The organism is Ruficoccus amylovorans, assembly GCF_014230085.1.
Taxonomy (GTDB): Bacteria; Verrucomicrobiota; Verrucomicrobiia; order Opitutales; family Cerasicoccaceae; genus Ruficoccus; species Ruficoccus amylovorans.
In genome coordinates, this window is sequence record NZ_JACHVB010000025.1 from 53,803 (window position 1) to 80,652 (window position 26,850).

At 63.1% G+C, this 26,850-nt stretch carries 22 protein-coding genes; 15 read left to right on the forward strand and 7 right to left on the reverse strand.

Annotation, left to right across the window (positions count from 1 at the left end; genetic code table 11):
• The 7 genes from H5P28_RS09765 (at position 1) to H5P28_RS09795 (ending at position 7,765) form a co-directional block, all read left to right on the forward strand.
• The gene (locus H5P28_RS09765; protein WP_185675525.1) at positions 1 to 858 is read left to right on the forward strand and encodes a hypothetical protein; all 858 of its coding nucleotides are present in this window, start codon (positions 1 to 3) and stop codon (positions 856 to 858) included.
• Complete coding sequence (locus H5P28_RS09770; protein WP_185675526.1) at positions 855 to 1,691, forward strand: glycosyltransferase family 2 protein; 837 nt, start codon at positions 855 to 857, stop codon at positions 1,689 to 1,691. The genes H5P28_RS09765 and H5P28_RS09770 overlap by 4 nt, the downstream gene beginning before the upstream one ends.
• Positions 1,688 to 2,809: a glycosyltransferase family protein gene (locus tag H5P28_RS09775; RefSeq protein ID WP_185675527.1), complete on the forward strand. Its 1,122-nt coding sequence runs from the start codon at positions 1,688 to 1,690 to the stop codon at positions 2,807 to 2,809. The genes H5P28_RS09770 and H5P28_RS09775 overlap by 4 nt, the downstream gene beginning before the upstream one ends.
• Positions 2,806 to 4,059: a glycosyltransferase family 4 protein gene (locus H5P28_RS09780; RefSeq protein WP_185675528.1), complete on the forward strand. Its 1,254-nt coding sequence runs from the start codon at positions 2,806 to 2,808 to the stop codon at positions 4,057 to 4,059. The genes H5P28_RS09775 and H5P28_RS09780 overlap by 4 nt, the downstream gene beginning before the upstream one ends.
• The gene (locus tag H5P28_RS09785) at positions 4,052 to 5,398 is read left to right on the forward strand and encodes a hypothetical protein (protein ID WP_185675529.1); all 1,347 of its coding nucleotides are present in this window, start codon (positions 4,052 to 4,054) and stop codon (positions 5,396 to 5,398) included. The genes H5P28_RS09780 and H5P28_RS09785 overlap by 8 nt, the downstream gene beginning before the upstream one ends.
• On the forward strand, positions 5,361 to 6,512 hold the full coding sequence (locus H5P28_RS09790) for a glycosyltransferase family 4 protein (RefSeq protein ID WP_185675530.1): 1,152 nt from the start codon (positions 5,361 to 5,363) through the stop codon (positions 6,510 to 6,512). Before H5P28_RS09785 ends, H5P28_RS09790 begins: the two co-directional genes overlap by 38 nt.
• 89 nt (positions 6,513 to 6,601) lie before the next feature.
• Complete coding sequence (locus H5P28_RS09795) at positions 6,602 to 7,765, forward strand: glycosyltransferase (RefSeq protein ID WP_185675531.1); 1,164 nt, start codon at positions 6,602 to 6,604, stop codon at positions 7,763 to 7,765.
• A 3-nt stretch (positions 7,766 to 7,768) separates the two neighbouring features.
• Here the strand turns inward: H5P28_RS09795 and H5P28_RS09800 are convergent, their stop codons facing one another.
• Entirely contained in the window at positions 7,769 to 8,761 is a 993-nt protein-coding gene (locus tag H5P28_RS09800; protein WP_185675532.1) for a GNAT family N-acetyltransferase, read from the reverse strand.
• Positions 8,762 to 9,059: 298 nt separating this feature from the next.
• On the opposite strand from H5P28_RS09800, the gene H5P28_RS09805 reads away from it, so the two are divergent.
• Both H5P28_RS09805 and H5P28_RS09810 read left to right on the forward strand, forming a co-directional pair.
• The gene (locus tag H5P28_RS09805; RefSeq protein WP_185675533.1) at positions 9,060 to 9,716 is read left to right on the forward strand and encodes a PspA/IM30 family protein; all 657 of its coding nucleotides are present in this window, start codon (positions 9,060 to 9,062) and stop codon (positions 9,714 to 9,716) included.
• A 49-nt stretch (positions 9,717 to 9,765) separates the two neighbouring features.
• Entirely contained in the window at positions 9,766 to 11,208 is a 1,443-nt protein-coding gene (locus tag H5P28_RS09810) for a hypothetical protein (RefSeq protein ID WP_185675534.1), read from the forward strand.
• Between the two features lie 246 nt (positions 11,209 to 11,454).
• Here H5P28_RS09810 and H5P28_RS09815 read toward each other — a convergent pair whose 3' ends face one another.
• Positions 11,455 to 13,161, reverse strand: a complete 1,707-nt coding sequence (locus H5P28_RS09815) for an NADPH-dependent assimilatory sulfite reductase hemoprotein subunit (RefSeq protein ID WP_185675535.1) — start codon at positions 13,159 to 13,161, stop codon at positions 11,455 to 11,457.
• 122 nt (positions 13,162 to 13,283) lie between these two features.
• Here H5P28_RS09815 and cdd point away from each other — a divergent pair, with 122 nt between their 5' ends.
• Entirely contained in the window at positions 13,284 to 14,072 is a 789-nt protein-coding gene (gene cdd, locus H5P28_RS09820) for a cytidine deaminase (protein WP_185675536.1), read from the forward strand.
• Positions 14,073 to 14,133: 61 nt separating this feature from the next.
• Here the strand turns inward: cdd and tsaD are convergent, their stop codons facing one another.
• Both tsaD and H5P28_RS09830 read right to left on the reverse strand, forming a co-directional pair.
• The gene (gene tsaD / locus H5P28_RS09825) at positions 14,134 to 15,156 is read right to left on the reverse strand and encodes a tRNA (adenosine(37)-N6)-threonylcarbamoyltransferase complex transferase subunit TsaD (RefSeq protein WP_343075474.1); all 1,023 of its coding nucleotides are present in this window, start codon (positions 15,154 to 15,156) and stop codon (positions 14,134 to 14,136) included.
• A 240-nt stretch (positions 15,157 to 15,396) separates the two neighbouring features.
• Positions 15,397 to 16,689 carry a S41 family peptidase gene (locus tag H5P28_RS09830; protein ID WP_185675538.1) on the reverse strand — a complete coding sequence of 431 codons (1,293 nt, stop codon included), beginning with the start codon at positions 16,687 to 16,689 and terminating at the stop codon, positions 15,397 to 15,399.
• Positions 16,690 to 16,743: 54 nt separating this feature from the next.
• Here H5P28_RS09830 and H5P28_RS09835 point away from each other — a divergent pair, with 54 nt between their 5' ends.
• From H5P28_RS09835 to H5P28_RS09855, 5 genes are all read left to right on the forward strand, one after another.
• Entirely contained in the window at positions 16,744 to 17,724 is a 981-nt protein-coding gene (locus H5P28_RS09835; protein ID WP_185675539.1) for an SAM-dependent methyltransferase, read from the forward strand.
• A gap of 204 nt (positions 17,725 to 17,928) precedes the next feature.
• The gene (locus tag H5P28_RS09840; protein WP_281398159.1) at positions 17,929 to 18,576 is read left to right on the forward strand and encodes a type IV pilus modification PilV family protein; all 648 of its coding nucleotides are present in this window, start codon (positions 17,929 to 17,931) and stop codon (positions 18,574 to 18,576) included.
• 11 nt (positions 18,577 to 18,587) lie between these two features.
• A complete protein-coding gene (locus H5P28_RS09845; RefSeq protein WP_185675541.1) occupies positions 18,588 to 19,418 on the forward strand; it encodes a PilW family protein in 831 nt (276 codons plus the stop codon).
• A gap of 3 nt (positions 19,419 to 19,421) precedes the next feature.
• Entirely contained in the window at positions 19,422 to 22,022 is a 2,601-nt protein-coding gene (locus H5P28_RS09850) for a hypothetical protein (protein WP_185675542.1), read from the forward strand.
• Positions 22,023 to 22,074: 52 nt separating this feature from the next.
• Positions 22,075 to 22,833 carry a hypothetical protein gene (locus tag H5P28_RS09855; protein WP_185675543.1) on the forward strand — a complete coding sequence of 253 codons (759 nt, stop codon included), beginning with the start codon at positions 22,075 to 22,077 and terminating at the stop codon, positions 22,831 to 22,833.
• A gap of 147 nt (positions 22,834 to 22,980) precedes the next feature.
• On the opposite strand, the gene H5P28_RS09860 is transcribed toward H5P28_RS09855, so the two are convergent.
• The 3 genes from H5P28_RS09860 to H5P28_RS09870 all read right to left on the reverse strand — a co-directional run bounded on the left by H5P28_RS09860 (position 22,981) and on the right by H5P28_RS09870 (position 26,787).
• Positions 22,981 to 23,853, reverse strand: a complete 873-nt coding sequence (locus H5P28_RS09860) for a YicC/YloC family endoribonuclease (RefSeq protein WP_185675544.1) — start codon at positions 23,851 to 23,853, stop codon at positions 22,981 to 22,983.
• 142 nt (positions 23,854 to 23,995) lie between these two features.
• Positions 23,996 to 25,222, reverse strand: a complete 1,227-nt coding sequence (gene trpB, locus H5P28_RS09865) for a tryptophan synthase subunit beta (RefSeq protein ID WP_185675545.1) — start codon at positions 25,220 to 25,222, stop codon at positions 23,996 to 23,998.
• A gap of 113 nt (positions 25,223 to 25,335) precedes the next feature.
• The gene (locus H5P28_RS09870) at positions 25,336 to 26,787 is read right to left on the reverse strand and encodes a GAF domain-containing SpoIIE family protein phosphatase (RefSeq protein WP_185675546.1); all 1,452 of its coding nucleotides are present in this window, start codon (positions 26,785 to 26,787) and stop codon (positions 25,336 to 25,338) included.
• Between the last annotated feature and the right edge of the window lie 63 nt (positions 26,788 to 26,850).

The following is a 26,850-nucleotide window of genomic DNA, read 5'->3' on the forward strand; positions in this document are numbered from 1 at the left end:
ATGAAGCTGGAAAAAATCATCACCCTGGGCAACGAGCCGGTCAAGATCCCCCTGCTGGCCATGATCCGCTCCCTGCGGGCCACGGGCTGCGAGTTGCCCGTCTGGGTCATCCCCTACGACGACCGCACGTTCGATCTGCCCGAGGGCTGCCACTGGTGGAAAGACGACGCGCTCTGCGACTGGTTAAAACAGCAGAACGCGCGCCCCGTCATGCGCAAGTACCAGTGCATGCTGGAGAGCAATTACCAGTTCGTCGATTCGGACGTAATCTTCCTGCGGGACCCCGCGCCCATGCTCGCCCCGCACGAAGGTTGGGTGGCCAGTTGCTGCCACTGGCACAACCCCGCCCACACCTACACCGAGCATTCTCTGCCCCTCATCCGCCAACGCACGACCACCTGGCAGCGGCTGATTTTCAACACTGGGCAATTTGCCTGCGACCGGGCGCTCTACACCTTTGAATCCTTCAAGGAAACCGCCGCCAACCCCGAGTACCGGCGCACCATCCTCGACGACCCCTACCACGAGCAGCCGGGCATCAACCTGCTCGTCCACCTCTGCGGCGTGCCCATCTCGAACCTCACCCTGCCGCCCGTCAACATGGAATCCACCTGGGCCGGGGACTACGGCGCCGACTATGAACGCTACTGGCAAGACGAGGCGCACAAGCCCGTCTTCATCCACTGGGCTGGTGAAAAGATGAACCCCGACAAGCCCATCTCAAAACTTTTCTTCCAGTACCTCAGCCCAGAGGAAAAGACCACTTTCCTCACCGCCAACGCAGAAAGCACGCCCGACGCCGCCCGACGCTTCAAGCGCCGTCTGCGCGCCGCCTGGGAAGCCCTCACCGACGAATGAGCCAGCCCCGGTTTTCGGTCCTCATCCCGACCTGCCACCGCAACGACCTGCTGGCCAAATGCCTGGCGGCGCTCGCGCCGGGCAGGCAAACGCTGGGCGAGCCCTTCGAGGTCATCGTGAGCGACGACGGCTCCCGTGAAACCGCCGAGGCGCTCATTAACGAAAACTTCCCCTGGGCCTGCTGGACGCCCGGCCCGAAGCGCGGCCCCGCCGCCAACCGCAACCACGCAGCCTCGCTGGCGACCGGCGATTGGCTCGCCTTCACCGACGACGACTGCATCCCCGCCCCCGGCTGGTTGGCCGGGTACGCGGCCGCGATCGACGCAGAGATAAAAGTTTACGAAGGCCGCACCACCACCGACTATCCGCTGAAGGGCCCGCGCTTCCAGGCCCCGGTCAACGAAAACGGCGGTTACCTGTGGTCGTGCAACCTGCTGCTTGCCCGCGAGACCTTTGACCGGCTCGGCGGTTTCGACGAGGGATTCCCCTACCCGCACCTGGAGGACGTGGACCTGCGACTGCGCCTGGAAGCACTTGGCGAAAAACCGAAGTTCACCCCGGCGGCGGAGATCCTCCACCCCCAGCGCCCGGCCACCCCGTGGCTGCGCCGCGCCCGCTCGAAGCAATCGAGCGTTTACCTGTGCCACAAGTACGGCCGGCCGCTCAGCTTCGCCAACCTGGACCCGCTCTCCTTCGCCCGCATGGCCAAGCGCGCCCTCACCGGCCCCGGCCCCGCCGTGGACAAACTCGCCCGCATCGGCGGACTCGCCGCCGAGTTCCTTTACCTGATCCCTATGGTTCCGTATTGGAAATATCAATACAGCAAACGGTGAAAATCTGCTTTCTGTGCAACAGTCTCGAACCGGGCCGCGACGGCGTGGGCGACTACACGCGCCTGCTGGCCGGGGCCTGCGAGGCCGCCGGGCACGCCACCGCCTGCTTCGCCCTGCGCGACCCTTTCGCCACCGGGGACGATCCGCGTCGCTTCACCGACGCGCTCGGCGACGCCGCCCAACAGGCGCGGCTACTCGCGCAGATCAAGGACTTCTCACCGGACTGGATCAGCCTGCAATTCGTCCCCTACGGCCTGCACCCCAAAGGGCTACCGCGACGACTGCCGGGACTCTTGCGCGCCTGCCGCGGCCCCTGGCGCTGGCAGGTTATGTTCCATGAAATCTGGATCGGCGGCAAGCTTGACTCCCCGCTCAAGGACCGCCTCGTCGGCCTCCTCCAGCGGCGCATCATCCGGCGGGCCACCGATATTATTTCGCCGCTCGTGCACACTCACGCCGAGCCGTACCGCGTCCTACTCGACGGCCTCGGGCTACATGCTCGCCCCCTGCCGCTGTTCAGCAACATCCCCCCGCAGGCCGGAACCGCCGAGGGCATTCTGTATCCATTTCTGAATACACACGGCTTCGCCATCTCCGACCGCAACCGGAAGCAATTCCACCTCGGCGGACTTTTCGGCACGCTCCATCCGGAGTGGCCACCCCAGCCACTGCTCAACGCCCTGCGCGAAGCCGCCCGGCACGAGGGCCGACGCATCGCGCTTATCCACTTCGGCGGCATCGGCCCGGGCAAGGCGCTTTGGGAGTCGCTCATGCGCGACAACGACGAGCACCTCGCCCTCTTCGAACTCGGACGGCTCGACGCCGACGCGGCCTCGCGACTAATCAACACGCTCGACTTCGGGCTGGCCTCCTCGCCCCGCAGCCTGCTGCAAAAAAGCGGCAGCGCCATCACACTTATCGAGCACGGCCTGCCCGTGATCGTCAACCGCGACGACGCGCACTACCCCGGCATCCCCCGGGAGCTTCCGCTGGGTGACCCGCAGTACATCGCTTTCGACGGCACTTTGCCGGACAATTTCTTTAACCTCCGCAGCCGGGCACCGGCCAGCCGCCTGCCCGCCGTGGCGGAAACCTTTCTTCACGATCTCGGCGCATGATCCTGCTCAGCCACCCGACCGGCAACGAAAACCTCCGCCAGGCCATGCGGGCCATGCAGGAGGCGGGCATTTTGTATTCATTTTCCACTACAATCGGACTGACGGCGGACAGTAAAATCGAATCACTCCCACTCCCCGGCCAGCTCAAACGCCAGTTGGCCAAGCGCCGCTACGCCATCTACGCTGCGCAACTGCGCCGCTCCCCGTGGCGCGAACTGGTGCGGCTCGCGCTGCTCAACCGTCCGGAAAATTCCCTGACCCGCCACGAGATCGGTCCGTGCAGCGTGGACGGTGTTTACCGTGCCCTCGACCGCAAGGTGGCCCGTGCCCTGCGCGGCAAGGCGGGTCGCGAGGCGCAGGCCGTTTACGGCTACGAGGACGGCTGCCTCGAGCATTTCACCGTCGCCCGCGAGCGCGGACTGACCACGATCTACGAACTTCCCATCGCCTACGGCCCCTACGCCCACGCCATGCTGGCGGAGGAGGCGCGGCGGCGGCCCAACTGGGAGCCGACTCTGATCTCCACCCGCGACTCGGCGCGGAAACTCGACCGCAAGCGCCGCGAGTTGGAACTGGCTGACGTGGTGGTGTGCCCGAGCGCGTTTGTCGAGGACTCGATCCCGCCCGAACTGCGCGCGGGCAAGCGCCTGCTGCGGATGCCCTACGGCATCGATCCGGTGGAAGCGATTCCGCCCTACGAGCCGCCGCTTGAGCGCCCCTTGAGATTTCTGTACGCCGGTTCGCTCAGCCAGCGCAAGGGCTTGGCCGACCTCTTCGAGGCCTGGAACTCGGCCGCTCTCCCCCACACCGAGTTGCACGTCATGGGCTCGCGGCTGATGCCGGGGGCGTTTTACCGGGAGCTGTGCCCGACGGCGATTTTTCACGGCCCTCGCCCCCGGCCCGAAGTTCTCGCTCTGATGGACGCCTGCGACGTGCTTGTGCTCCCCTCGCTGGTCGAGGGGCGGGCCCTCGTCCAACTGGAGGCACTCGGGCGTGGACTGCCGCTGCTCATCACGCCCAACACCGGCGGCGACGATCTGGTGGAACCGGGAGAGACGGGCTTCATCACCCCGGCGCGTTCGCCGGAGGCGCTGGCCGAGCGGCTGGCGTGGTTCAGCCAGCACCGGGACGAATTGCCACGCATGCACGCCGCTTGCCTGAAAAAAGCCGCCACCGTCTCCTGGGAGCGCTACCGCGAGCAATTGTCTGGCGCACTGGTCAATATTCTGGAAGATCGCGCGCATGGCTAAGGGCATCGGAACCAAGGGACTCATCAAGCTGCTGCTGTGGGCATACATCGCGCTGCTGCTGGGCGAGGGCGCGTTGCGCAAGTGGTTCCTGGTCCCGCTGTCCGAGCCGCTGCTCATCGTGCGCGACCCCATCGTGGTGCTGATCTACCTGCTGGCCTTCCGCGCGAACCTTTTCCCGGTCAACGGCTTTGTCATCGCCTCGATCTTTATGGGGTTCATGGCGTTTTTGTTCGGGGCGCTTTCGAGCGAGTCGAGCGTCATCGTCACTCTCTACGGGATGCGGATCAACTTCCTGCAAATCCCGCTCATCTTCGTCATCGGGCAAGTCCTCGACTACAAGGACTGCGTGCAGATCGGCAAAGTACTGATCGCGCTGGCACTGCCGCAGGTGCTTATCATGGTGCTCCAGTTCAGTTCGCCCCAGGGGGCGTGGATCAACAGCCAGGTCGGCGGCGGCGAGGGTATCATGGGCGCGCTGGGCCGCTACCGCCCACCGGGCACGTTCTCCTTCATCACCGGACCGGCGGCGTATTTCCCGCTTGTGCTGGCGTTTGTCATCGCGTTTCTGCTGCACGAGGGCAGGCGCTATACCTGGCTGTGTTATATCGGGGCAGCCTCGGTCATGCTCGCCATCCCGATCTCCATCAGCCGCCTGCTGGCGCTGACTTGCGCGCTGGTCATGCTGGCGGCCACCTACGCCTTTTACCGCCTGCCCAACCCGCCCAAGCTGATTATCCGCTCGGTAGGGGCGGCGGCACTGATCCTGGTCGTCGTACCGATGCTGCCCGTCTTCGACACGGCCACGGAGACCTTCACCGCCCGCTGGGTCAGCTCGACCGGGGAGGACGTGGAGGGCTTCAAGGAAGAAGTCGTGGGCCGCTTCCTCTACGGGCTGGTCGGGCTGCCCTTCAACGCACTTTTCGAGGCCCCGCTCACCGGGCACGGGATCGGAGTCGGCTCCAACGTCGGAGCCAAGATGCTGACCGGCGAGGTCACCTTTCTCATGGGCGAGAGCGAATGGCAAAAGGCCATCATGGAAATGGGCCCGATGCTCGGGCTGGGCTTCATCGTGCTACGGCTCATGCTGGTGGTTTTCCTCTTCCGCTACGCCTTCAGCGCGCTGGGCCGGGGCAATGCCATGCCGCTGCTGCTCTTCACCTCGTGCTTCACCCTCGTCCTCAACGGTCAATGGGGACCACCGACGATTCTGGGCTTCGCCATTCTCGGCAGCGGGCTGACGCTCGCCGCCACCAAGACCTCCTCGCTCTCCGCCGAAGACGCCCCCAAGCTCCGCCAACCCGATGACCCCGCACCCGCCGCACATAGCGCTCATCGCTAACTATGCCCCCGACCGGCAGGCAAGCATGCTGCGCTTCGCCGCGCTGCTGGAGACCGGGCTGCGCGACAAGGGCTGCCGCGTCACGCGGCTGGAGCCGAAAAAAGTCCTCGGCGGCCCCGGCCCGGCGGCCAAATGGCGCGGCTACGCGGACAAGTTCCTGCTCGCTCCCGCCAGACTCCGACGGCAACTGCAGAGGCTCTCTACCGGCGGCGAACGCCTCATCGTCCACCTTTGCGACCACTCAAACGCGCCCTACCTGCCACTGGCGCAGGGCCAGCCCACGCTGGTTACCTGCCATGACGTGATGGCGATCAAGTCCGGTCTCGGTCTGGTTCCGCAGAATCCGACCCGCCTGAGCGGACGGCTCCTGCAAAACTGGATTTATCGCCATCTCAAGGACGCGCCCTTCGTGGTGTGTGTGTCGGAGAAAACCCGCCACGACCTCCAAACCCTGACCGGTCTGCCAGACGAGCGGCTGGCTGTCATCCCCAACGCCCTCCCCTATCCCTTCCAACTCCTTCCCCCCGAGACAACCGACCGCCTGCTGCCCGGAAAAATAGACTGGCCGTACTTCCTGCACGTCGGCTCGGACGCCTGGTACAAAAATCGCCCCGGCGTCCTCGCGCTTTACCGGGCCCTGCTCCCATCCCATCCGCAGGCGCGCCTGGTCTTTGTCGGGCCGGAGGATGCAGCGCTCACGCGGGAAATCCGCCAGCACCATCTGGGCTCCCGGGTTCACTTTCTCACCGGTCTGGACAACGCGCAACTCAACGCGATCTACGGCCGGGCCGAATGCCTGTTTTTTCCCTCCTGGGAGGAGGGCTTTGGCTGGCCCGTCGCCGAGGCCCAGGCCAGCGGTTGCCCGGTCGCCCTGACCGACCTGCCCCCCATGAACGCCATTGGCGGCGAGGCCGCTATTCGCCTGCCGCCCCCGCCCCTCAGAGCCGACCAGACCGACAAATGGGCCGGGCAATGTGCCCCGCTCATCCTCGAATCGCTCGCGAACCGGTCAGCGCTCATCCGGAACGGGCTGGCCAATGCCGCCCGCTTTACCCCCGGCCGCATGGCGGAAGCTTATCTGAGTATTTATGCCCAGTTGAAGAATGGAGGATAAATACTCCATTAAGCGGGGATAAACAATCTATCATTGCCAGACCCTCGACGCCTTTGTTTTTTCTTCATCTACGCTTCATCTGCTGATTTATGAAAATTCTCCACGTCATCCACACCATGCGGCCCGAGTCCGGTGGAGTGGTCGAGGCTGTCCGGCTGATCGCCACCGCTCAGATCGAACTGGGACACGAGGCGGAAGTACTTTGTCTGGATGCAGCCGGCACAAATTGTCACGATCTCCCGTTTAACCTCTACGAAATCGGACCGGCCAAAGCCACCTACGGCTACTGCACCGAACTGAAACCCTGGTTGCGCCAACACCATGACGAGTTTCACGCCATCATCGTCCACGGACTGTGGCAATACCTCGGGCTGGCCGTGCACAACATCCTGCGCCGCACCCGCACGCCCTACTACGTCTTTCCCCACGGCATGCTCGACCCGTGGTTCAACCAGGCCTACCCCCACAAACAGCTCAAAAAGCGGCTTTACTGGCGGTTGGCCGAGTGTCGCGTCCTGCGGGACGCCCGGGGCGTGCTCTTCACCTGTGAGACCGAACGTCAGCTCGCACGCACCTCCTTCAGCCCCTACGAGGCCAACGAAATCGTCGTCGGACTCGGTATCGAGGAACCTGCCTTCGACGCCACCGTCGCCCGTGCTGCTTTCAAGGAAAAATTCCCTGCCATCGGCGGAGATTTCCTGCTTTTTCTCGGACGTATCGACCCGAAAAAGGGTCTCGACCTGCTGGTGCTCGCCTATGACGGGCTTGTCAGCAACGGTGCCAATCTGCCGCCACTCGTGCTGGCCGGCCCCGGAGAGAACAGCACCTACGCCGAGCGGCTCAGAAGCCTGAGCAGTTCACCAAAGATCCATTTCACCGGCATGCTCTCGGGCGAACTCAAGTGGGGCGCGCTCAGTTGCTCGCAGGCACTCATCCTGCCCTCGCATCAGGAGAACTTCGGCATCGTCGTGGCCGAGGCCCTTTGCCTGAGCAAGCCGGTCCTCATTTCCAATAAGGTCAACATCTGGCAGGAAGTCCAGGAGGACGGCGCGGGCCTGGTCGAGAGCGACACCCTGGCCGGGACCGAACAACTCCTGTGCAACTGGCTCTCCCTCACCCGCGGAGAACGACACGCTCTCAGCCGTGCCGCCCGCCCGTGTTTCCAGAAGCGCTTCTCCATCCCCGAAGTCGCCCGGCGATTGATGGAAGTGCTTGGCCAAGAACAAGCCGAGAAAGACGCAGCGCACCGGTAGAGTTCACGCCTTCACCATCAGCAGCGTGACCAGCTTCAAGCGGTGCTCAGCCCAACGGGCCTTATAGTCGATGTCCATGCCCAGGTCGTAAGTTTCCAGCCGCTCGGTCTCGCACTGGCGGATCAATTCCCACTGGCAGAGGTTGCCGGGGGCAAGCGCTGCATAGGTGCGGTGATAGCTCATTTGCAGCCCGCGAAAAACCCCTCCCAGCGCCGCCCCGAAAGCGAATCCGATGTCCTCCCCGTCGAGCCGGGCGAAGGCCGCCCGCAAACGACCCGCCGCGCAACTGCGCTGGATTAGCTCCTGATAAAAGGCCCGGGTGTTCGTCGACTGGAAAATACTCTCGCCCGCCTGCCATTTCCACGATTGCCGCTCGGCGGCCACGATGCGCGTAAAGAGCGCGTCCGGATCGTCCGCCTCCAGCACGCGCTCGAACTCAACCCCTGCCACCTGCGCTGCCCGCTCCGAGCGTCGCAACCCCGCCCGGAATTTTCCACTTCGGCGCGAGAGGAATCCCTCCGCCCCGCCCTCCAGGCTGGCTTGCAGGCAATCCGCCCCCGGCAGCGCGTGCACCTGCCAGCGTCCGCCGTATCCACGCCGCAAATACAGATGCAGGTCACTGTCCCAGGGGATGCCCCCGAGCAGGACCAACCGCGCATCGGGCTTTTCTTCGAGCAAGAAATCTTCCAGCAGGTCCACGCTGTCGCGGGGGTCCGGCCCGAGCAGCGGGCAACTGAAACACCACAGCGCGTCGAGCGGCTGGAGCGCCCCGACAAACTGCATCAGCGGCCCCTCCGCCAGCGCCAGCCAGCTCTCGCCCCGCCGGCGCACATGCAGTTCGCGCTCGCCGCACAAGTGACGGTGAGCCGGTAACACCCAGTCCGAGCAGGAACAAAAACGCGCGATGGCAGGCGTTCGCGCGACGGCGGAGTTGTATTCATTTTCCGATACAATCTCAGAGTCCCCCGCCCCGCCTGATGACTTTTTCGCCTTCATTGACCGTGGGTACATTCAAAAACCATGCCAGCCCGGCGGCAATCAGAACTTTCTTCCCGCATGGAACCAGCCCCAACCCCAATCCGTACATTTACTGTCATTACCCATACATTTTAAGACACGCTAACCCGTGCGCAATAAAAGGGACCAAAGCACCTAAAAACACATTAACCATTAATATACAAAACATTAAGAACATAAAACCAAACTCATAAACCATCTTGGCACGGGTCGAGTTATAAAAGCCATGTCCGCGCATGCGGGCATACTCACTCACCTAAACCTGAAACAAGATACCATGAGAACATTCTGGAAACGCTGGAGAATCACCATCGGGAGCGGTTTCGAGTCGCTCATCACGCGGGTCGAAAACCATGAGGCCCTCGTGGCCGAGGCCATCCGCGAGGCCCAGTCCGCCGCCGCCAAGGCCAAGGTCAAACTCGCCCACGTGCGCCGCGACGGCGAACGCTTGCGCGAACGTGCCCGCACGCTCGCCACCGAGACAGAAAGCTGGGAGCGGCGCGCTCAAGCACAGGCCGACGACAACCGGGAGCGCGCACTGGAATGCCTGCGCCGCCGCAACACCACCCGCCGCGAGCTGGACAGCACAACCGCTGAGCTGGCCCGCCACGAACAAACCGAGCGCGCCCTGAGCGCTGACATCTCCAAGCTCGAAGATCACGTGGCCGGGCTGCGCCGCCGCAAGAACGAACTGGCCGCCCGCGACTTCCGCGCCCGCGCGCTCAGCGCCACCTCTCCCGAGGAGGGCACGCTGCTGGGCGGCATTGATGACATCTTCGAGCGCTGGGAGCTGAAGCTGGCCGAGTCCGAAATTATCTGCGAACCGGCCCCGGCGGACGATTTCGCGGACGGCTTCATGGCCGAGGAGGAAAAGGCTGAACTTGAGGCCGAACTCGACGCGCTTCTGAAGCCCGGCCCCGACGACCGGTCCTGATTTCCGATTCCTATCCTCCTCCTTCGCTAACCTTAAACCGACACTTCCGATGAACTCTTCCGACACCTCCTTCCCTCCTCCCGCCAATCCGCTCAGCGAGCCGCCGCCGCTTCCGTCTCTGCCCAAGAGCGAGACGGAAGCGGACGGCGCTCCAGCCATGACGCCAATCCGGGAAACCCGGCCGGCCTCACACGCAGCCCGGGAGCCCATCTCGTGGCCCGACCTGTACCCGCGCATCCTCCGCTGGACCGGCGCGCTCATCCTCGCCGTAGCCGCCCTGTGTTTTCTCATCTCCGGCTGGGTCAACGGCTCGCCGCTCCTGCGCACGGGGAGCTTTCTGGGCTTCACCGCACTGCTGAGCGGGGCGGGGATTTTCTGCGCCTACCGCTGGCGAGAGGACAAAGGGGCACGCACGTTTCTGGCACTGGCCACGGCGTTCCTGCCCGCTAACTTCGCCCAGCTCGGCGCGCTGACCTTTGCCCAGGCACACGGCAGCCTGGGGTACAGCGTTGGGCTAAGAAAAGTTTTCACCTTCGCCCCGGTGGGAGAAACGATGCTGCTGGCCGCGCTCGGAATCAGCCTGCTCGTGCTCGTCCCTGTGGCCTTTACCGGGTTTAGCGCCCTGGCCCGCAGCGGCGCGAAAAAGATGACGGTGCTCTTCCTGGCCGGGAATGCGCTGCTGCTGCTCCCGTGGCGCGACGCCAACCTCGTCGCCGGGCTCGGGGCCGCGCTGGTCGCCGGGCTCATCGTGGCCGACCGGCTTTGGTTCTCGCGCGAAAGCTCACTCAAGACCTGGGACGGCGTGGCCATGCGCAGCCTGCTTTTCGCCCCGGCAGTATTGCTCGTCGTGCGCAACGTGTGCATGCACCCGCTGACGGACGGGTTGATCGCGCTCATCCTCGCCGCCGTCGCCGCGCTCTTCACGCTGGGACTGCCGAGCTGTACGCAGCGTCGCGGACTCGGTGTCGCCAGCCAGGTGATCGGCTACTTCATCGCCCTGCTGGCATGGTTTTTTACCCTGCAAGCCTGCTACCCCGGCAATCTGCCCAACGAAGAAATCCTCCTGCCGATCGTGTTCCTGCCCTGGTGCCTGGCGCTGTTCGGCCTGTCCTTCAAGGCCGAGGGCAAGGGCATCGTCACCCGCGGCTTGGCCGCGTCCGTGGCCTGCCTGAGCTGTCTCCTCGAAATCGCCCTCTACGGCGAAGCCGGTTACCTGCCGAGCATCCTCGGGCTACTCACCGCGCTCGGTCTGCTGCTGGCAGCGTTTACCCTGGAGGAGCGCACGGCCTTCCTCGCCGGAGCCCTGACCCTCGTCGTGACCCTTGGCTACCACCTGCACCTGGCCTTCAGCTTCGTGCAGGAAAACCTCTGGATCTCCCTCGCGGTGGCCGGGACCGGCATCATCCTCGCCTCGTCCTACCTGGAACGCCACGGCGGCGGCCTTCGCCTGCGGGCCAAGCGCCTGCGCCGCCAGTGGAAGCGCTGGAACTAATACCGGTTCCAAGCAACGTTGAAGGTTATGCGAGAGGGTGTTTAAAAAAGTACCCTCTCGCTCTCTCCCCAAAAAACTTTTGAGACGGAACTTAGTTCCTTCGCAAGAGCTGTAGCCTTCACCCCGGCGAGAAACGGTATAACTTCTGCCCGAGGCAGAATCGGAAGTGCCATAAAAAACAAACCGGCGGTCGCACGCACGACCGCCGGTTTTCTTGTTGTTTAAACAGCTAAAGAAAACGGAACTCTAGTTCGCGGCCCACCAGTCGGTCTTGGCGACCTTGACCGCCTTGACATACCCGGCGCGGATGGTGAAGTCGCCGAAGCGTTCGCCCTCTTTACGCTCGCGGGCGTATCGCTCGATGATCGGCTGAAGGACGGCGGCGATTTCTTCCTGCCGGACGTTCTCCTTATAGAGCTTGTTCATGCGCGAGCCGTCGAATCCGGCCCCGAGGTACAGGTTGTACTTGCCGGGGGAGCGGCCCACGAGACCGATCTCGCCCAGATAGGGGCGGGCGCAGCCGTTGGGGCAGCCCGTCATGCGGATGACAATGGCCTCATGCTCCAGCCCGGCCGCCTCGATCACGCCTTCCAGTTCGGTCACAAGGTCGGGCAGGTAGCGTTCGCTCTCGGCCAGGGCGAGGCCGCAGGTGGGCAGCGCCACGCAAGCCATCGAGTTGAGCCGGATGCCGGCTTGCTCGAAGCAGCGGTCGAGCTTGTACTCGGCCAGGATCTTTTCGATCTCGGGGCGCTTTTCCGGGCTGATCTTGCCGATGATGAGGTTCTGGTTCGCGGTCAGGCGGAAGTCCCCGTTATGGACCTGGGCGATCTCGCGCAGGGCGGTCTTCATCTTGATCTCGCGGTCGTCGCGAACGCGGCCGTTCTGGACGAAGAGGGTGAGGTTAAAGTTGCCGTTGGTGCCCTCGACCCAGCCATAGCGGTCGCCGGTGGACTCGAAGACGTAGGGACGCGCTTCGCCGAGCTTGATGCCGCTGCGGGCCTCGACTTCGCCCCGGAACCAGTCCAGCCCGCGGTCGTCAATGGTGTACTTGAGACGGGCGTGCTTGCGGTCGGAGCGATCGCCGAAATCGCGCTGTGTGGTCACGATAGCCTCGGCCACCGGGATGACGTCCTCGGGCTTGACGAAGCCGAGCACATCGCCCAGACGCGGGTAGGTGGCGTGGTTATTATGGGTCATGCCCATGCCGCCGCCGACGGTGAAGTTAAACCCGGCCAGCTTGCCCTCCTCGACAATGGCGATGAGCCCGAGGTCATGCGCGAAGACGTCCACGTCGTTGCTCGGCGGGATGGCCAGCACGATCTTGAACTTACGCGGCAGGTAGGTCTTGCCGTAAATGGGCTCCTCATCCGGCTCGCTGGAGACGGCCTTCTCGCCGTCGAGCCAAATCTCGTGGTAGGCGCTGGTCTTCGGGGTGAGGTGGTCGCTGAGCTGCTGGGCGATCTTGAGTGCCTCGGCGTGAATCTCCGACTGCTCGGGATTCGGGTTGCACATGACGTTGCGGTTCACGTCACCGCATGCGGCGATGGTGTCGAGCACGACCTTGTTGATCTCCTGGATGGAGCGCTTGAGGTTGCTCTTGATGATGCCGTGGAACTGGAAAGCCTGGCGGGTGGTGAGCTTGAGCGTGTGGTTGGCGTAGTCGTCGCTGAGCTTGTCCATGGCCAGCCATTGCTCGGGCGAGCAGACGCCACCGGGCACGCGCACGCGAACCATGAAGGAGTAGGCGCGCTCCAGCTTTTTGTTACGGCGCTCGCTACGCACGTCGCGGTCATCCTGCATGTAGATGCCGTGGAATTTCGTCAGCTGTGTGTCAGCTTCGGAAATCGCCCCGGTGGACAGGTCGGCAAGCCCTTCGAGGATGGTGCCGCGCAGGAAATTGCTGGCATCCTTCAAGTCCTCGTTCTTGGAAAGTTTTTTGGCGGTGGCGCTCATCTCAGTGCTTTTATTGGTTTATTGGGTAACTTACTTAACTTTATTTTCAATGCTTGGCAAGCGGATTTATCGCTTTTCGCGGGGCGGACGATCCGTTATCGGATAAACAAGGCGAAGGAAGCATGCCAGAACAGGAAAGATACCTTCAGGATTTTCAACGGTTGGAGCAAGCGAAAGCGTTCGCCTGCGTCCCGGTTTCAGGGTATCAGGTCGGGGCGCTCCTTGTCACCGAGGAGGGGCGGCTTTTCCCGGGCGCGAACCTGGAATTCCCCGGCTTGCCGCCAAACTACTGCGTCCACGCCGAACAGGCCGCTGCCGCCGCCGCGCTGCTGGCCGGCTGTCGCGAGTGGCGCCAGTTGCTCGTGAGCGCTGCTCCCTGCGGGCATTGCCGCCAGTTTCTGCGGGAGTTCGACCCCGGCTCGCTGCGTGTCCGTGTGGTCGAGAGCCCAACCATCGCCAGCGTGTCCACCTTGGGCAAACTCCTTCCTCAAGCCTTTGGGGCCGAGGCGTTTTTGCCCGATGCCAAAGGAGCCGACGACCAACTGCCCACCCCGGCCCCTGTGCCCGGCACGCCCGCAAGCGGTTCGCCTATAATCTCCAACTTGGAAAGCGCCGCCCGACAGGCTCTTGCCCGTAGCCACGCCCCCTACTCCGGCAACCGCGCCGTGGCCGTGCTGGCCGGGGGCGGAGTCTTGATTGCCGGGGCCAGTTTCGAAAACGCCGCTTACAACCCCGGCCTCGGCCCCATGCAGGCCGCGCTCTCGCAGTGGCGGCTGGCGGGACACGACTTCGCCGCCATCGAGCGTGTCTGGCTCGTCCAGAGCGACCCGTCGCGCGTCAGTTGGGAAGCCCAGTCGCGGGAAATCCTCGCCAGTGTGAGCGCCTCTCCATTGACGGCGAGCGTCCGTTGAGCCTGCATTTTAGTCCAAATCCACCGTAACAAGAGGCGGAGTCGGGGCGCCGCAAGCCGTCTTATTCCTCGCCCGTCAAGGTGAGCGCGGGGTGGAAGCTCAGGCGTTCGGCGGGCAGGCAACCAGCGGGATCGACCCAGGCGGCAAAGGCGATCATCGCGGCGTTGTCGCCGGTGTGGCGCTTGAGCGCGGGCAGCAGTGGCAGGCGTTCCTTTTCGGCCAGCGTCTCCATCGACTCGCGCAGGAGGGTGTTGTTGGCGACACCTCCGGAGAGCCCGAGACTGGCATATTTGCCCGCCCGCAACACGTGGCGCGTCTTGCGGATCAGTTGGTGGACTACGGCTTGCTGATAGGAGGCGCACAGGTCGTTAAAATCGAGCGCCAGTTGCGCGTCGTCCATTTTCTCCAGGCGGTAGCGCAGGGAAGTCTTCAGCCCCGAGAAGCTGAACCGCCAGTCGCGCGCCTCGGGAATCCCGGCGGGGAAATCAAAACGCTCCGGGTTCCCCCCGGTGGCGGCCTTCTCCATCAGCGGGCCGCCCGGGTAGTCCATCCCGAGGAGCTTCGCACCCTTGTCGAGGGCCTCGCCCGCGGCGTCATCCACCGTCTGCGCGAGGATGGTTATCTCCAGCGATTCGCTGATGCGAAAAAGCAGCGTATTGCCCCCCGAAGCCAGCAGCCCCAGGTGCGGCAGGCAGGCCGCCAGGCGTTGGCGGAAGCCCGTCGGGTCTTCGCTGTGCAACGGAATAAACGGGGAAAACGCGTGCCCGCGCAGGTGGTTGACACCGACCAGCGGGAGGGATTTGGCCAAGGCGAGTGACTTGGCCAACGACAGGCCGATGGCGAGGCAACCGGCCAGGCCAGGCCCGCAGGTGACAGCGATCCGCTCCACCTGCTCAAAGCCTTCCGCCCGCGACGCCTCACCCAGCAGCCAGCCAAAATTACCCAAATGTTCGCGGCTGGCCAGGTCGGGCACGACCCCGCCGTAGCGCTGGTGCAGGCTCACCTGGCTGTGCACCCATTCACCACACAGCCCCGCCGCCGGATCAAACAGCGCCAGCGCCGACTCGTCACACGAACTTTCCACTCCCAGCCACATATTCAGATCCGGGATTTAAGCGGCAAAACCCCGCCCCTTGAAAGGAAAAAGCGCCACGACCGGCGGACGAGTTTCTTTCGCGGAATAATGCGGGGTCCGGCTGGACCAGCTATCAGGGGCAGGAGCCTTTTTGGCTCCGCAGGGGCAGCGCCCCTCAATGTCCAGTGCGGTCACGCACTTGGGGGCGCAGAGCCCCCAAATTATGCAGCAAACTTCGGTAACGGGACACTAGCTGGCGTCAGCGGCGGCACGGTAAGCGAGCAGGCCGCGCAGTACTTCGCGGGCGCGTTCGATGGCCTGATCCGTCACCGGCGCAAAACCAAAGCGCGCCTCGAAGGCTTGCGGGTCCATCAAGCGCAGGTGCGAATACTGGAGCCGCTGTCCGAGGGCGGCGCGGGTCGAGACCGGAACCGCGATGTCGGGGATGACGCCCTCCTTATGGATCGTACGCCCGCTGGGCAGGTAGTACATGGCCGAGGTCAGGCGCAACCCGTCGCCGTTGGCGAACTCGTATACCCGCTGGACCGAGCCTTTGCCGAAGGATGTTTCCCCGATGATGACGGCCTTGCCCAAATCCTGCAGGGCACCGGCCACGATCTCCGAAGCGCTGGCGCTGGAAGCGTCAATCAGGATCGCCACCGGGTAATGCGCCTGGCGGGCCGTGCCCGTGGTGCGCTCCTCGTTGATGACGGTGCCATCCCGTCCGCGCGTAGTCACGATGAGGGTATCGTCGGGTAGAAATTCGCCCGCCACAGCGACGGCTTCCGTGAGCAGCCCGCCGGGGTTTCCACGCAGGTCGATGATGAGCGCCTGCATCCCCTGAAATTCCAACTGGCTGAGCGCGACCCGGAACTCGCTCCCGGTGTTGCGGCCAAAGCCCGAGATCCTCATAAAGCCGATACCGTCCGGACCGACCCCGACCTCCCGCACCGAGGGAAAATCAATCGCCTCCCGCCGAAAACTGAAATCCAGCTCGCGCCCCTCCGAAGGCCGGTAAACACTCAGCGCCACCGTCTCGCCCACCGGGCCGCGCAGGCGTTCGACCATTTCCGTCACACTCCAGCCCGCAGCATCCAGATCGCCCACGCGCACAATCTCGTCGCCGACCCGCAGCCCGGCGGCCAGCGCGGGACTTTTCTCAAACAGCCCGGCAATGGTCACCCGCGAGTCGATCCGCTCGACTTCGGCCCCGATCCCGGCGTAGTGCTGGTCGGTATGCACGGTAAAGTCCACGTAGTCGTCATGGTCCATGTAGCCGGAGTACTCGTCCAACCCGTGAATCATCTGCTTGAGCGCGGAGGTACTGAGGTCGTCGTAGCCGACCTTGTCCGTCTCCACATAGCTGTCGTTGGTCAGGAGCATGACCTGCCCGACGTGAAAAATATTGCGCCAGAAATCCAGGCTGAAAAGATCGCGCTGATGCGGTTGAAGCCAGACCAGCGACATAAAGATCAGCAACAACACCCCGGTTCCGAAAAAAACCAGCAGGTAAATCAGCCATTGTCGCGCGTACTTGATCATCACTTGTCCGTCCCGCGCACACTAGCCGCCTGCGTCCCGCCAGCCAGATAAAAAATGCCCGCACCGATTTTTGAAGCCCTCCGCCAAGCCGCCGATCCCGCCGGACACCTTTCCTATGCCGGGTTCACCCGGCTGGCACTTTACCACCCCGAACACGGCTACTACCACCGCCAACGCGAGCGCGTGGGCCGCAACGAGCAGAGCGACTTTTACACCGCCGCGAGCCTCGGCGGAGTCTTCGCCGACCTGCTGCTGGAGGCCATCGGCCAGCTCGCCCCCGCACCGCTGGAGAGTTTTTCTCTCGTCGAGTTGGGGGTCGAGGCAGGCCGGGGCACATTGGCCGGGCAGGCCGGGCGTTTCGCCTTCACCCACGAAATCGGCAGCGGCCAGAGCATGGATCTGCCTGAGCGCGCCATCGTCTTCGCCAACGAGTTGTTGGACGCCCAACCCTTTCACCGCTTTGGCTTCATCGAAGGCCAGTGGCGCGAGTACGGCGTCCTCGTCGGCCCCGACGGCCTGAGCGAAGTTCTCCTCCCCCGCCCCAGCGCCGAAGCTGAAGAATTTCTGGCCACGTTGCCCCCCTCCGGCGAGGGCTACCGGCTGGACATCTCGCTGGAGGCGGAAACGTTGCTGGCCCGGATCGCCCGGCAGGTCCGCAGCGGGTTGCTGGTGTTTTTCGACTACGGGCGCAGTTGGCCCGGCCTGCTGGAGGAGACCCCCGCCGGAAGCGCGCGCGCCTACCACCGCCACGAGGCAAGCACGGATCTGCTGGCCCGGCCCGGCGAACAGGACCTGACCTGCCATGTCTGCTGGGACCGGTTGGCCGACACGTTAACCGCCAACGCCTGGCCCGGCGCGAAGCTGGAGACCCAGGAAGCCTTCTTCGTCAAGCACGCCGCGCCCGCCATTGAGCGGATTATCACCGCGCCGGGGAACACCTTCGACCCGAAAAAGCAAACGCTCAAGGAACTGATCTACCCCGGGCACATGGGGCGGAAATTCCAGGTTATGTCCGTCTGTAAACCGGACGCTTGACCCCAGGGTGACCCGCAGAGACCGGCGTCCACCGGCCCCTCCCTCTGGCCAGACCGTCACCCGCCCTACATAAATCCCTGTATTAGCAGGGGTTAGCAGCCCTGAGACACGGTAAATTTCCTTTCAAAACGGGCGTAAACGAGCGATCCCCGTTGCATTATAAGACAAAGTGTCGCTTAATAAAGCGGCCTTAGAAAGGAAAACATGCACCGAGGCCGTCACCCCAAATCCCCCTCTAAGCACCCGGGTTTCTCCCTGGTGGAGGTGATGATTGGCATGTCAATTCTGGTCATCGTGGCGGCGGCCACCACCTCAGCGGTTTTTGTCAGCCGCATGCTGGCCGAGAGCAGTATTTATCAGAACACCTCTTTCACGGTCGCGCAGGGTTATGTCGAGCAGATCAAGAGTATCGAATACGTGCTGCTGACCAATGCGCTCGACAACTACGAAAGCCACAAGGGCACCGTCGGCGGCTGGGATGTCCTCAGCAGCGACGCCTACCAGACCAACAGCATCGCCGAAAAAGTCATGCTCGACACGCGCAGCATTGATTCCTCCGAATCCGGCGTGGCTTCCGAGACTGAGTTCGAGACCCGCGCCCCACTCTACATCGGGGCCTGGGTCGAGCGCAACGTCCTCATAGACATCCGTAACCCCGGCGAAAACAACCAACACGAACTGCTGATGCCGATGCGCTTCAAGGTCGAGATGACCAACCTCTCCGACACGACGGAAAACGTCGATGCGCTCGAAATCACACTGCTGTACTCCTACCAGACCAATATCCGCGGCGACAAACATTGGTATGACGGCGAACTGCGCTTCGTCCGCTGCAACGCCCCCACCTTCTGAGCACCCACGCCATGACACTCCTTGCCACAGTCCGCTCCCACCGTCGCACCCGCGCCTTTACGCTGACGGAGATGATGGTCACGGTCGGCGTGATCGGCCTGCTCATGGCCGGGCTGATGACCTTTTACCAGGACTCGCTCGTCACCATGTTCGAAAGCGAAAAGAAATCGCTCATCAACATGGACATGCGTTCGATCACCGAGGAAATGACCAAGGAGGCCCGCAACGCCAACCACTTCGTCATGTATGAGTCTTTTAATCAGGATTTCCGTAACGTCCCGGCCGATGCCCAGCAGAGTGACGAGTATTTCTACGACCCCAATGGCTGGTCCACGGATTACCTGTCCGGAGACGCCTCGGATGCCGGCGTCCCGGCGGAGAACGTCGATTCGGACTTCGACCCGGCCAGCTATTTCCGCAAGCGCGACGGCGAGTCCGGTGACTTCCTGCTCCTGATTACCTACGGTGACGACCTCTCCCCCTACGACACCGGCACCGGCACCCGCTACCCCGACGATGTCGATTACACCAAACCCGTGGTCAAGCTCGTGGGCTATTTCCGCTCCGTCGAAAACGCCTCCGCCCAGACCGGCCCGGTCCGCAAGTTCACTGTCTATCCCACCGGCAGCAATCGCTTCAAGCCCATTGAGGAGCTTATCCCCCGCCCCGAACTGGCCTCCACCTTTCCCGTCGTCATCGAGCTTTCCAAGGGTCTGGCTAACCAGCGACTCTTTTACAACTTCCGGGACACCAGCATCATGGTCAACGGACAGATCATCCACGGCTCCAATGCCAAGCGCGTGACCGACACCTACAACTTCACCATATCACCCAGGGGGTAACCCATGAAGACACGACCCGCATCCTCCCAGCAGCCCCGCACTTCCCTTTCCCATCGGCTGCGCACACGCAAGGGCTCCATGATTATGATCGCCCTGCTCCTGACCGCCGGCGTATCCATGATCCTCGGCTCTGTGCTCGACTTCGGCATGACCGAAAAGAAAAACAACAGCCGCCACATCCTCCACCAGGAGGCCAAGAACGCCGCTGAATCCTTCGTCGAGTATGGCTTCGCCGACCTCATGGATCGCTTCCGCACCAAGAGTGCTGTCGGCCTGGTCAGAAATTCGCTCGCCTCGGACCCGGTGACGATCCCCGCCTCGGCCACCAGCTTCTACAACGGCTCCAATATCGACCTGTCCAAGTGCGAACTGGTCGTGGGCGAAATCCCCGACGCCGCCACTGAAGTTTATATCGACCCCACCGACCCGAGCAACGAATACGACCCCCTCAAAGGCAAGCGCGCCTACGTCCGCCGCATCGAAGTCCTCGGTAAGGCCGTCGCCACCACCAGCCGCAACAACGGCATGAGCATGGAGGCCTACGCCCGCGAAGTGCTCGAAGTACGCGACTCCCCGCTGTTCGCCCACGCGATTTTCTACAACATGGACCTGGAGCTTCACCCCGGCCCCCAGATGAATATTTACGGCCCCGTCCACACCAACAAGGACTTCTGGGTCGAGTCCACCAACGGGCTCAAGTTCTACGAGACCGTCAGTTGCGCCGGACGCATCCTGCACGGCTACAAGCTCTCCAGCATGTACCCCAGCGGTGCCCTCAAAAGCCAGAACGACCACACCCAGCAGGCTTCCGTCCAGATCGTCAACTCGCAGGGCGCCTTCAAGGACATGTACATCGGCGGCAGCAAGAGCACCGACGCCGCCTGGCTCGACCACCGCGACAAAGACTGGCGCTCCGCCGCTTCCCAGCGCTGGGACGGCTATGTCCAGGACACCGCCCACGGCGTCCCCGTGCTCAACCCCGTCGGGATCGCCGACTACGTCCCGCTCGACCAGTCTGTACTGGAGGGAGCCATCCTCAACCCCGGTGACCCTGACAGCCGCATCAATGTGATCGAAAACCACGCCTACGCCCTGATCGAGCCGGTCCTCTCCGAACGTCACCCCAACTACAAGGGAGACGCCGTACGTCAGGAAAAGTATGCCTACAAGGCCGGACTCATCCTGAGGCTTGAGCGCACCGGCGATGTTCTCAACCCCTACTACCCGACGGGCACTTACACCAACAGCAGCGCGAACGAGAGCTTCCCGGTCCGCCGTAACCTTTACCACGTCAAAGCCTACAAGTACGAGCGCAACAGCGATGGCGACCCCATCATCGGCACGGACGGCTACCCCATCATGTATGAGGTCCGCCTGCCAAAGGGCCTCGTCGGTGCCGCCGACCGCGCCACCATGCGCGAGATCGACAAGGACGGCGAACTGGACCTCTACTACACCCAGGACGAAAAAGACGACGACGCCCTCGTCGGCACAACCACCATAAGCTACACATGGGTGAACGGCCGCCGGGTCGCGGTGGAATCCGATCCCCACGAAAAGACCAACAACTACAACCCGCTCTCCAGCGACGTGCTGGGCGGTATGTACGACCACCGCGAAGACAAACCGCTCGACATGCTCAGCATCAACGTGGAGCGCCTCTGCGAACTGGTTGACAACACCAACTCCAGGTACAACCCCGACGAATGGAAGGACCACTACGGCCCCGGGGCCGTGCCGACCGCCATCTATAACCCCTCCGCGGACTGGAACGGCATCATTTACGTGCAGTTCCCGGTTGACACCCAGGTGAACGGCGGCAGCTCCGCACGCGACGTGAACTTCGCCGCCAGCGGCGCCCGCGCCCGCTACGACAATATCGTCTCCGGCACGGACAAGTTTGTCGCCCTTCAGGTCATCAGCGCCTCGAAGTTCCCGAGCCCGACCTACGCGGAGGAAAAAGGCCTGACCATCGCCACCAACGGCCCGCTCTACACTATCGGCAATATCAACGCCAATGGACGCGCCCATACCAACGACGCCAACCTGCCCGACGACAGCAGCGAGCCTCCCGGCTCCTTCGCCTCGGACACGCTCACCGTGCTCTCCAACCGCTGGTACCCCGACAGCGCGAACAACCGCAAGTACAGCAACCGCAACAGCACCAGCAACCGCACAGCCAGCTACACTGAATTCTCCGCTGCCATCCTGACCGGCCTCAAGCCCACCATCCCGCAGAACTCGCCTAACATCCCCCCGCGCGGAGCCATCAGCGGCGGGGCACATAACTTCCCGCGTTTCCTGGAAAACTGGAATGGCGAGCTTACCATCCGCGGCTCCCTTGTCGCTCTCTTCGAAAGCGAAGTCCACACCCTCGCCATGCCCAACGACAGTGGTAACTACTACGACCCGCCCGACCGCGACTGGGGTTTTAATGAAAACTTCCGCAACGGCAACTACCCGCCCGGCACGCCAAACACCCGGACTTACCGGCGCGTCTCTCTCCAGGACATCCCCGAAAACTCCAAGGGTAAAAGCTCCGACCCGGACTACCAGGAGGGTTACGTTCAGGCCAAGGCCCGCATCCAGGGAAGCTCAAGCTAGGGCCTCTTCAGGCCCTGACTTCTAACAGAAAGAAGTGCTCCGCCCCACATCCATGTTTAAACGCCTGCGTCTGACACTCCTCGCCCTGAGCGTGACAGCCCTGTCCGTCCACGCCCAAAAGCAACCCCCCGGAGCCCCGCCCGAAGAACCGCCCTACGAAGGGCCGGTCATCACACGCCCGAATGCCGCGCCCTTGCCGGTCAACTTCAGGCTCGCCCCCTACAGGTTCGACGGCTACGAGCGCACGCGCTCGGAGTTGAGTTGCTCCCTGTTCTCCGCGCACACGCTTGCCCCACAGAACTGGGCGCAGACTTCCCTGCCCGGCGCTTCGCTCGTCTTTCAAGGCACTTACTACCCGGACGTAAAATGGGCTTTCAACATCTGGTCCCCCGAGAGCTTCTTGCCCAACCTGAGCAAGACCACCATGACCGCCTACGCCGAGGGGATAAAAAAAACCTATCCCGAACTGGTCGAAGTCCTCAACTACGACTCCGACTACCGCTCGGTCGGCATCGGTGCGGTCTTCAACCGCGACCCGCGCACGCTCATTTACCAGATCACCAGCCCTGAAAACGGCAAGCTCACCCTGCGCTACGACACCTTCGTTCTCTTCAAGGACCACCTGCTGGAGTTTTCCCTCTGGGGCCCACCGGATGAGGTCAAGCAAATGCTGGGCTGGTTCTCCGTCTTTCCTGACAATCTCTCGCTCACCACTGCCGACGAAGACTACGCCGAGGAAATTAGTCGTGCTTACACCGATCCTCCCCCCGAGGACGCCCCGAAGGAAGACAAGGCCAGCACCCGTAAATGACACCGGGAAACCGGAACCGCCTGCTCCTCGCCCCCGCGTAATACCGCTTTAATAAAGCAATAAAAAGTTTTTGGGGAGAGCGCGAGAGGGTGTTTTTTTCAAAAAAACACCCTCTCGCATAAACATCAAAGTGCCAGAGAACCGACTTTACTCGATGTTCTGAGCCTGCTCGCGAATACGCTCCAGCTCGTTCTTGCAGTCGATCACGAGACGGGTCAGTTCAAGCTGGTTGGCCTTGCTGCCGGAGGTGTTGACCTCGCGGTGGATTTCCTGGCAGAGAAAGTCCATCTTCCGCCCGATGGCGCCGTCTTCATCCAGTGTGGACTTAAACTGCTCCAGGTGACTGGAGAGGCGGGTCAACTCCTCGGCGATGTCCGCCCGGTCGGCAAAAAGCGCGATCTCCTTGAGCACGCGCTCGTCGTCGAGTTCGAGTTCAAGCCCGGCCTTCTGCAAGCGGGCGAAAAGCTGCTCGCGATAGGTGGGGACGGCATCGGCCACCGTTTCGCGCATCTTGACCACCTGCCCTTCGAGGAACGCCAGACGCTCCAGCAGGTCCTTTTTCAACGCCTCGCCCTCACTCGCGCGCATGGCGGCAAAACCTTCGAGCGCCTGCTTGAGCGCCCCCATCACGAGCGGCTGGGCCACCTCGGCCTCTGGCAGCGTGGAGCCGGTGTCGAGACTGTTGATCACGCGCAGGAGCAGGTCACCGTCCGGGGCGATGGTCATGCCGTGCTCGTGGGCAAAGGACTCCAGCCGCCGCACAGTGGCGAGGACTTTTTCGTCGTCCCAATCCAGCCCGGCTCCGTGCCCGACCTTGCGCACCTGCACATAGACCGAGACCTTGCCCCGCAGCGCAACGCCGCGCACGGCTTCGTTCACATCCCGTTCCAGCGACTGCCATTCGCGCGGCAGCGAGACGCCGACTTCGAGCGACTTGCGGTTGACGGAGGACACCTCCACGGTGATCTCCACGTGCTCACTGCGCGCTTCTCCGCGCCCGAATCCGGTCATCGACTGCATGAGCGAGAGCGTAGTGGATGTAAGGGCTCGGGTGGAAGTTAAAAACAGGATGCATGCGCACACATCTTGAGCGAGCTGCGCCTACCTCCACGAAGCCACCGGGCCAACCAGCCACCGACTCGCGAGCCGAAGGAGCAGAGGGCTATGCCTTCTCTTCCATCAGGCGCATGACTTCCTGCACATCCTTGTCGCCGCGTCCGGAGAGGTTCACGACGAGAATCTGGTCCGGCGACATTTGCGGAGCGCGCTTGAGAGCGTAGGCGACGGCGTGGGTGCTCTCCAGCGCGGGGATGATCCCCTCCGTGCGGCTGAGCGTTTCAAAGGCCTTCATGACTTCTTCATCCGTGGCATAGCCGTAGTGGATGCGTCCGCGATCCCGGTAGAAGGCGTGCTCGGGACCGATGGCCGCATAGTCCAACCCGGCGGAAACCGAATGGGTCAGGTTGATCTGGCCGTCGTCGTTTTGCAGGATATAGGTCTTGCTGCCTTGCAGAATGCCGACGCGCCCGCCCTCGAAACGAGCCGCGTGCTGGCCGGGCTTGATCCCGTGGCCACCGGCTTCCACGCCGACCAGGCGCACGTCGAGGTCTTCCAGGAACTCGTAAAATAGCCCGATGCAATTGCTCCCGCCACCGACGCAGGCGCAAAGCTCATCCGGCAGGCGGCCTTCGGCCTCCAGTATCTGGCGACGCACTTCCTCGCCAATCACCTTGTGAAAGTCGCGCACCATCATCGGAAAGGGGTGCGAACCGAGAGCCGAGCCCAGAATGTAGTGGGTGTCACCGACGCTGGCCACCCAGTCACGCATGGCCTCGTTGACGGCGTCCTTGAGCGTCTTCTGGCCGGACTCGACCGAGCGGACTTCGGCCCCCATCAGGCGCATGCGAAAGACATTGAGAGCCTGACGGCGCATGTCCTCCGCGCCCATGTAAATCACGCACTCCAGCCCAAAGCGTGCACAGACCGCCGCCGTGGCCACGCCGTGCTGCCCGGCCCCGGTCTCGGCGATGATGCGCTTCTTGCCCATGCGGCGGGCAAGCAGCGCCTGGCCGATACAGTTGTTGACCTTGTGTGCCCCCGTGTGCAGCCCGTCCTCGCGCTTGAGGTAGATCTTTGCCCCGCCGCAGCTCTCGGTCAGGCGCTCGGCGAAGTAGAGTTCGGTCGGGCGGCCGGCATACTGTCGCAGGAAATAGTCCAGATCGGCCTGAAAGGCGGGGTCGTTTTTCGCCTGCCTGTAAGCCTCAGTCAGCTCGAAGAGCGCGGTCATGAGCGTCTCGGGCACGTACATGCCGCCGTAGTCGCCAAAGTGGCCGCCGGTATCCGGCAACGAGGTACGATCAAGGGTTTCGGGTGCTGAATTCTGGGCCATGACAGGAAAATGTTTCAGGTAAAAAGGGTCACGTTACGTACTCGCCAGCGGTTTGGCAAGCGGGTTACTCCCACGCGCAAGCAGGCAACCCGTCCGCCCAACCCTCAAACCGTTTACGTGTGCTTTACAGTGATGAGCGTAAGGTCGTCGGCGAAGCTGGCCTGCCCGGTGTAACGCTCGACCGTGGAGACGATCCCGCTGTTGATCTGTTTCGCGGGGCGGTCACGCAGCACGCGCACGCACTCGGCCAGCCGGTTCGAGGCGAACTCCGTCCCCTCGTCGTCGATGGACTCCGTCACCCCGTCGGTGTAAAACACCGCGATGTCCCCGCGCTTGAAGGGCACCGTGCGGTCCTCGATCACGTAGTCGAAAATGTCAGGCGGCACCATGCCCAGCGCCATGCCTTCCGAGCCGACGAAGTTCAGCTCCGGCTTGGCTTCGGAACCGGAGTGCGTGCAGATCAGCGGCAGCTCGTGACCGGCACGGGCCAGGGTAAGCGTGTCTCTGGCTGTGTCGATGATCGCGTAAATGATCGTGATGAACATGTCGCGCCGGATTTCCTCGGACATCTCACGGTTCATGGCCTTGAGGACTTCGGAGGGGCTGCGGAAGGCCTGCGCGAAGTGCCGCAGGTTTGTCTGGCAAATCGTCATCAGCAGCGAGGCCGGAACGCCCTTGCCCGACACGTCCGCGATAGCCAACCCCACGCGACTCTCGTCGAGCTTGATCACGTTGTAGAGGTCGCCGCCGATCTTCTGCGCCGGGCGGTAATAGGCATCAATCTCCAGCGCCGGATTATCCGGAAAGGTCTGCGGCAGGATCATCCCCTGGATGCTGCTGGCCACGGAAATGTCGAGGTCGAGCTTGCTCTTCTCGATCTGCATTTCCATCAGGTCGGAGTTGTGAATGGCCATCGCGGCCTGCTCTGCCAGCGACTGCACGAGCGAAAAGTCCGCCTCGTTAAAGGCCAGGCCGTCGGCGGGGTTCGCCACCGCCAGCACGCCGAGAATCTTCGAGCGGAAGGCGATGGGCGCGACCACCAGCGAGCGCACCTTCAGCGCCGGGTCCTCGTGCTGAATGACGCGCGGGTCGCTCCCGGCATCCTCAATCAAAACGGCCTTGCCCGTGCGGGCAACCGAGCCGATCAGCCCTTCGCCCATTTCAAAAACCTCGGACTTGAGAATCTGCTCGATGAACTTCGAGCGCGTGGCCAGCCGGTCGCGCGACTTCTGCGGTAAGGGGTGCTGCGGCGGAAACAGGCCCTCCACCGCGATGCCGCGCAGCTTGTCCTTGCCAGTGCGCTCGAAGATGCACGCGCTGAGCGCGCCGGTGCTCAGGATTGAGGCATGCACGATATGCTGGAAAAGCTCCTCACGCCCCACCCCCGCACCAATGGCCTCGACCAGGTTGTGCATGAACTCGACCACAATCTGCTTCTCCTGATGGACGAGCTGCTTTTCCTCGTCGAGCTGGACGTTTCTGCGCCGCTGACGGATATAGAAGAGCCAACCGACAAACGCGCCGACAAAAAGCCCTACCCCGAAAGACAACAGCAACCAGATCATAACCAACTCAACATGAGTAAGAACCCCGGCTTCTGCAATCCCTGTTATCCGTTATTCGAGGGG

Excerpts from the sequence above, each read along its gene's own strand:
- H5P28_RS09800 (WP_185675532.1), bottom strand. The coding sequence starts at position 8,761 with ATGAAGGCGAAAAAGTCATCAGGCGGGGCGGGGGACTCTGAGATTGTA.
- H5P28_RS09815 (WP_185675535.1), bottom strand. The coding sequence starts at position 13,161 with ATGAGCGCCACCGCCAAAAAACTTTCCAAGAACGAGGACTTGAAGGAT.
- H5P28_RS09790 (WP_185675530.1), top strand. The coding sequence starts at position 5,361 with ATGACCCCGCACCCGCCGCACATAGCGCTCATCGCTAACTATGCCCCC.
- H5P28_RS09840 (WP_281398159.1), top strand. The coding sequence starts at position 17,929 with ATGCACCGAGGCCGTCACCCCAAATCCCCCTCTAAGCACCCGGGTTTC.
- H5P28_RS09850 (WP_185675542.1), top strand. The coding sequence starts at position 19,422 with ATGAAGACACGACCCGCATCCTCCCAGCAGCCCCGCACTTCCCTTTCC.
- H5P28_RS09855 (WP_185675543.1), top strand. The coding sequence starts at position 22,075 with ATGTTTAAACGCCTGCGTCTGACACTCCTCGCCCTGAGCGTGACAGCC.
- H5P28_RS09805 (WP_185675533.1), top strand. The coding sequence starts at position 9,060 with ATGAGAACATTCTGGAAACGCTGGAGAATCACCATCGGGAGCGGTTTC.
- H5P28_RS09770 (WP_185675526.1), top strand. The coding sequence starts at position 855 with ATGAGCCAGCCCCGGTTTTCGGTCCTCATCCCGACCTGCCACCGCAAC.
- H5P28_RS09870 (WP_185675546.1), bottom strand. The coding sequence starts at position 26,787 with ATGATCTGGTTGCTGTTGTCTTTCGGGGTAGGGCTTTTTGTCGGCGCG.
- H5P28_RS09765 (WP_185675525.1), top strand. The coding sequence starts at position 1 with ATGAAGCTGGAAAAAATCATCACCCTGGGCAACGAGCCGGTCAAGATC.
- H5P28_RS09780 (WP_185675528.1), top strand. The coding sequence starts at position 2,806 with ATGATCCTGCTCAGCCACCCGACCGGCAACGAAAACCTCCGCCAGGCC.
- H5P28_RS09860 (WP_185675544.1), bottom strand. The coding sequence starts at position 23,853 with ATGCAGTCGATGACCGGATTCGGGCGCGGAGAAGCGCGCAGTGAGCAC.
- trpB (WP_185675545.1), bottom strand. The coding sequence starts at position 25,222 with ATGGCCCAGAATTCAGCACCCGAAACCCTTGATCGTACCTCGTTGCCG.
- H5P28_RS09845 (WP_185675541.1), top strand. The coding sequence starts at position 18,588 with ATGACACTCCTTGCCACAGTCCGCTCCCACCGTCGCACCCGCGCCTTT.
- H5P28_RS09810 (WP_185675534.1), top strand. The coding sequence starts at position 9,766 with ATGAACTCTTCCGACACCTCCTTCCCTCCTCCCGCCAATCCGCTCAGC.
- cdd (WP_185675536.1), top strand. The coding sequence starts at position 13,284 with ATGCCAGAACAGGAAAGATACCTTCAGGATTTTCAACGGTTGGAGCAA.
- H5P28_RS09785 (WP_185675529.1), top strand. The coding sequence starts at position 4,052 with ATGGCTAAGGGCATCGGAACCAAGGGACTCATCAAGCTGCTGCTGTGG.
- H5P28_RS09830 (WP_185675538.1), bottom strand. The coding sequence starts at position 16,689 with ATGATCAAGTACGCGCGACAATGGCTGATTTACCTGCTGGTTTTTTTC.
- H5P28_RS09835 (WP_185675539.1), top strand. The coding sequence starts at position 16,744 with ATGCCCGCACCGATTTTTGAAGCCCTCCGCCAAGCCGCCGATCCCGCC.
- H5P28_RS09795 (WP_185675531.1), top strand. The coding sequence starts at position 6,602 with ATGAAAATTCTCCACGTCATCCACACCATGCGGCCCGAGTCCGGTGGA.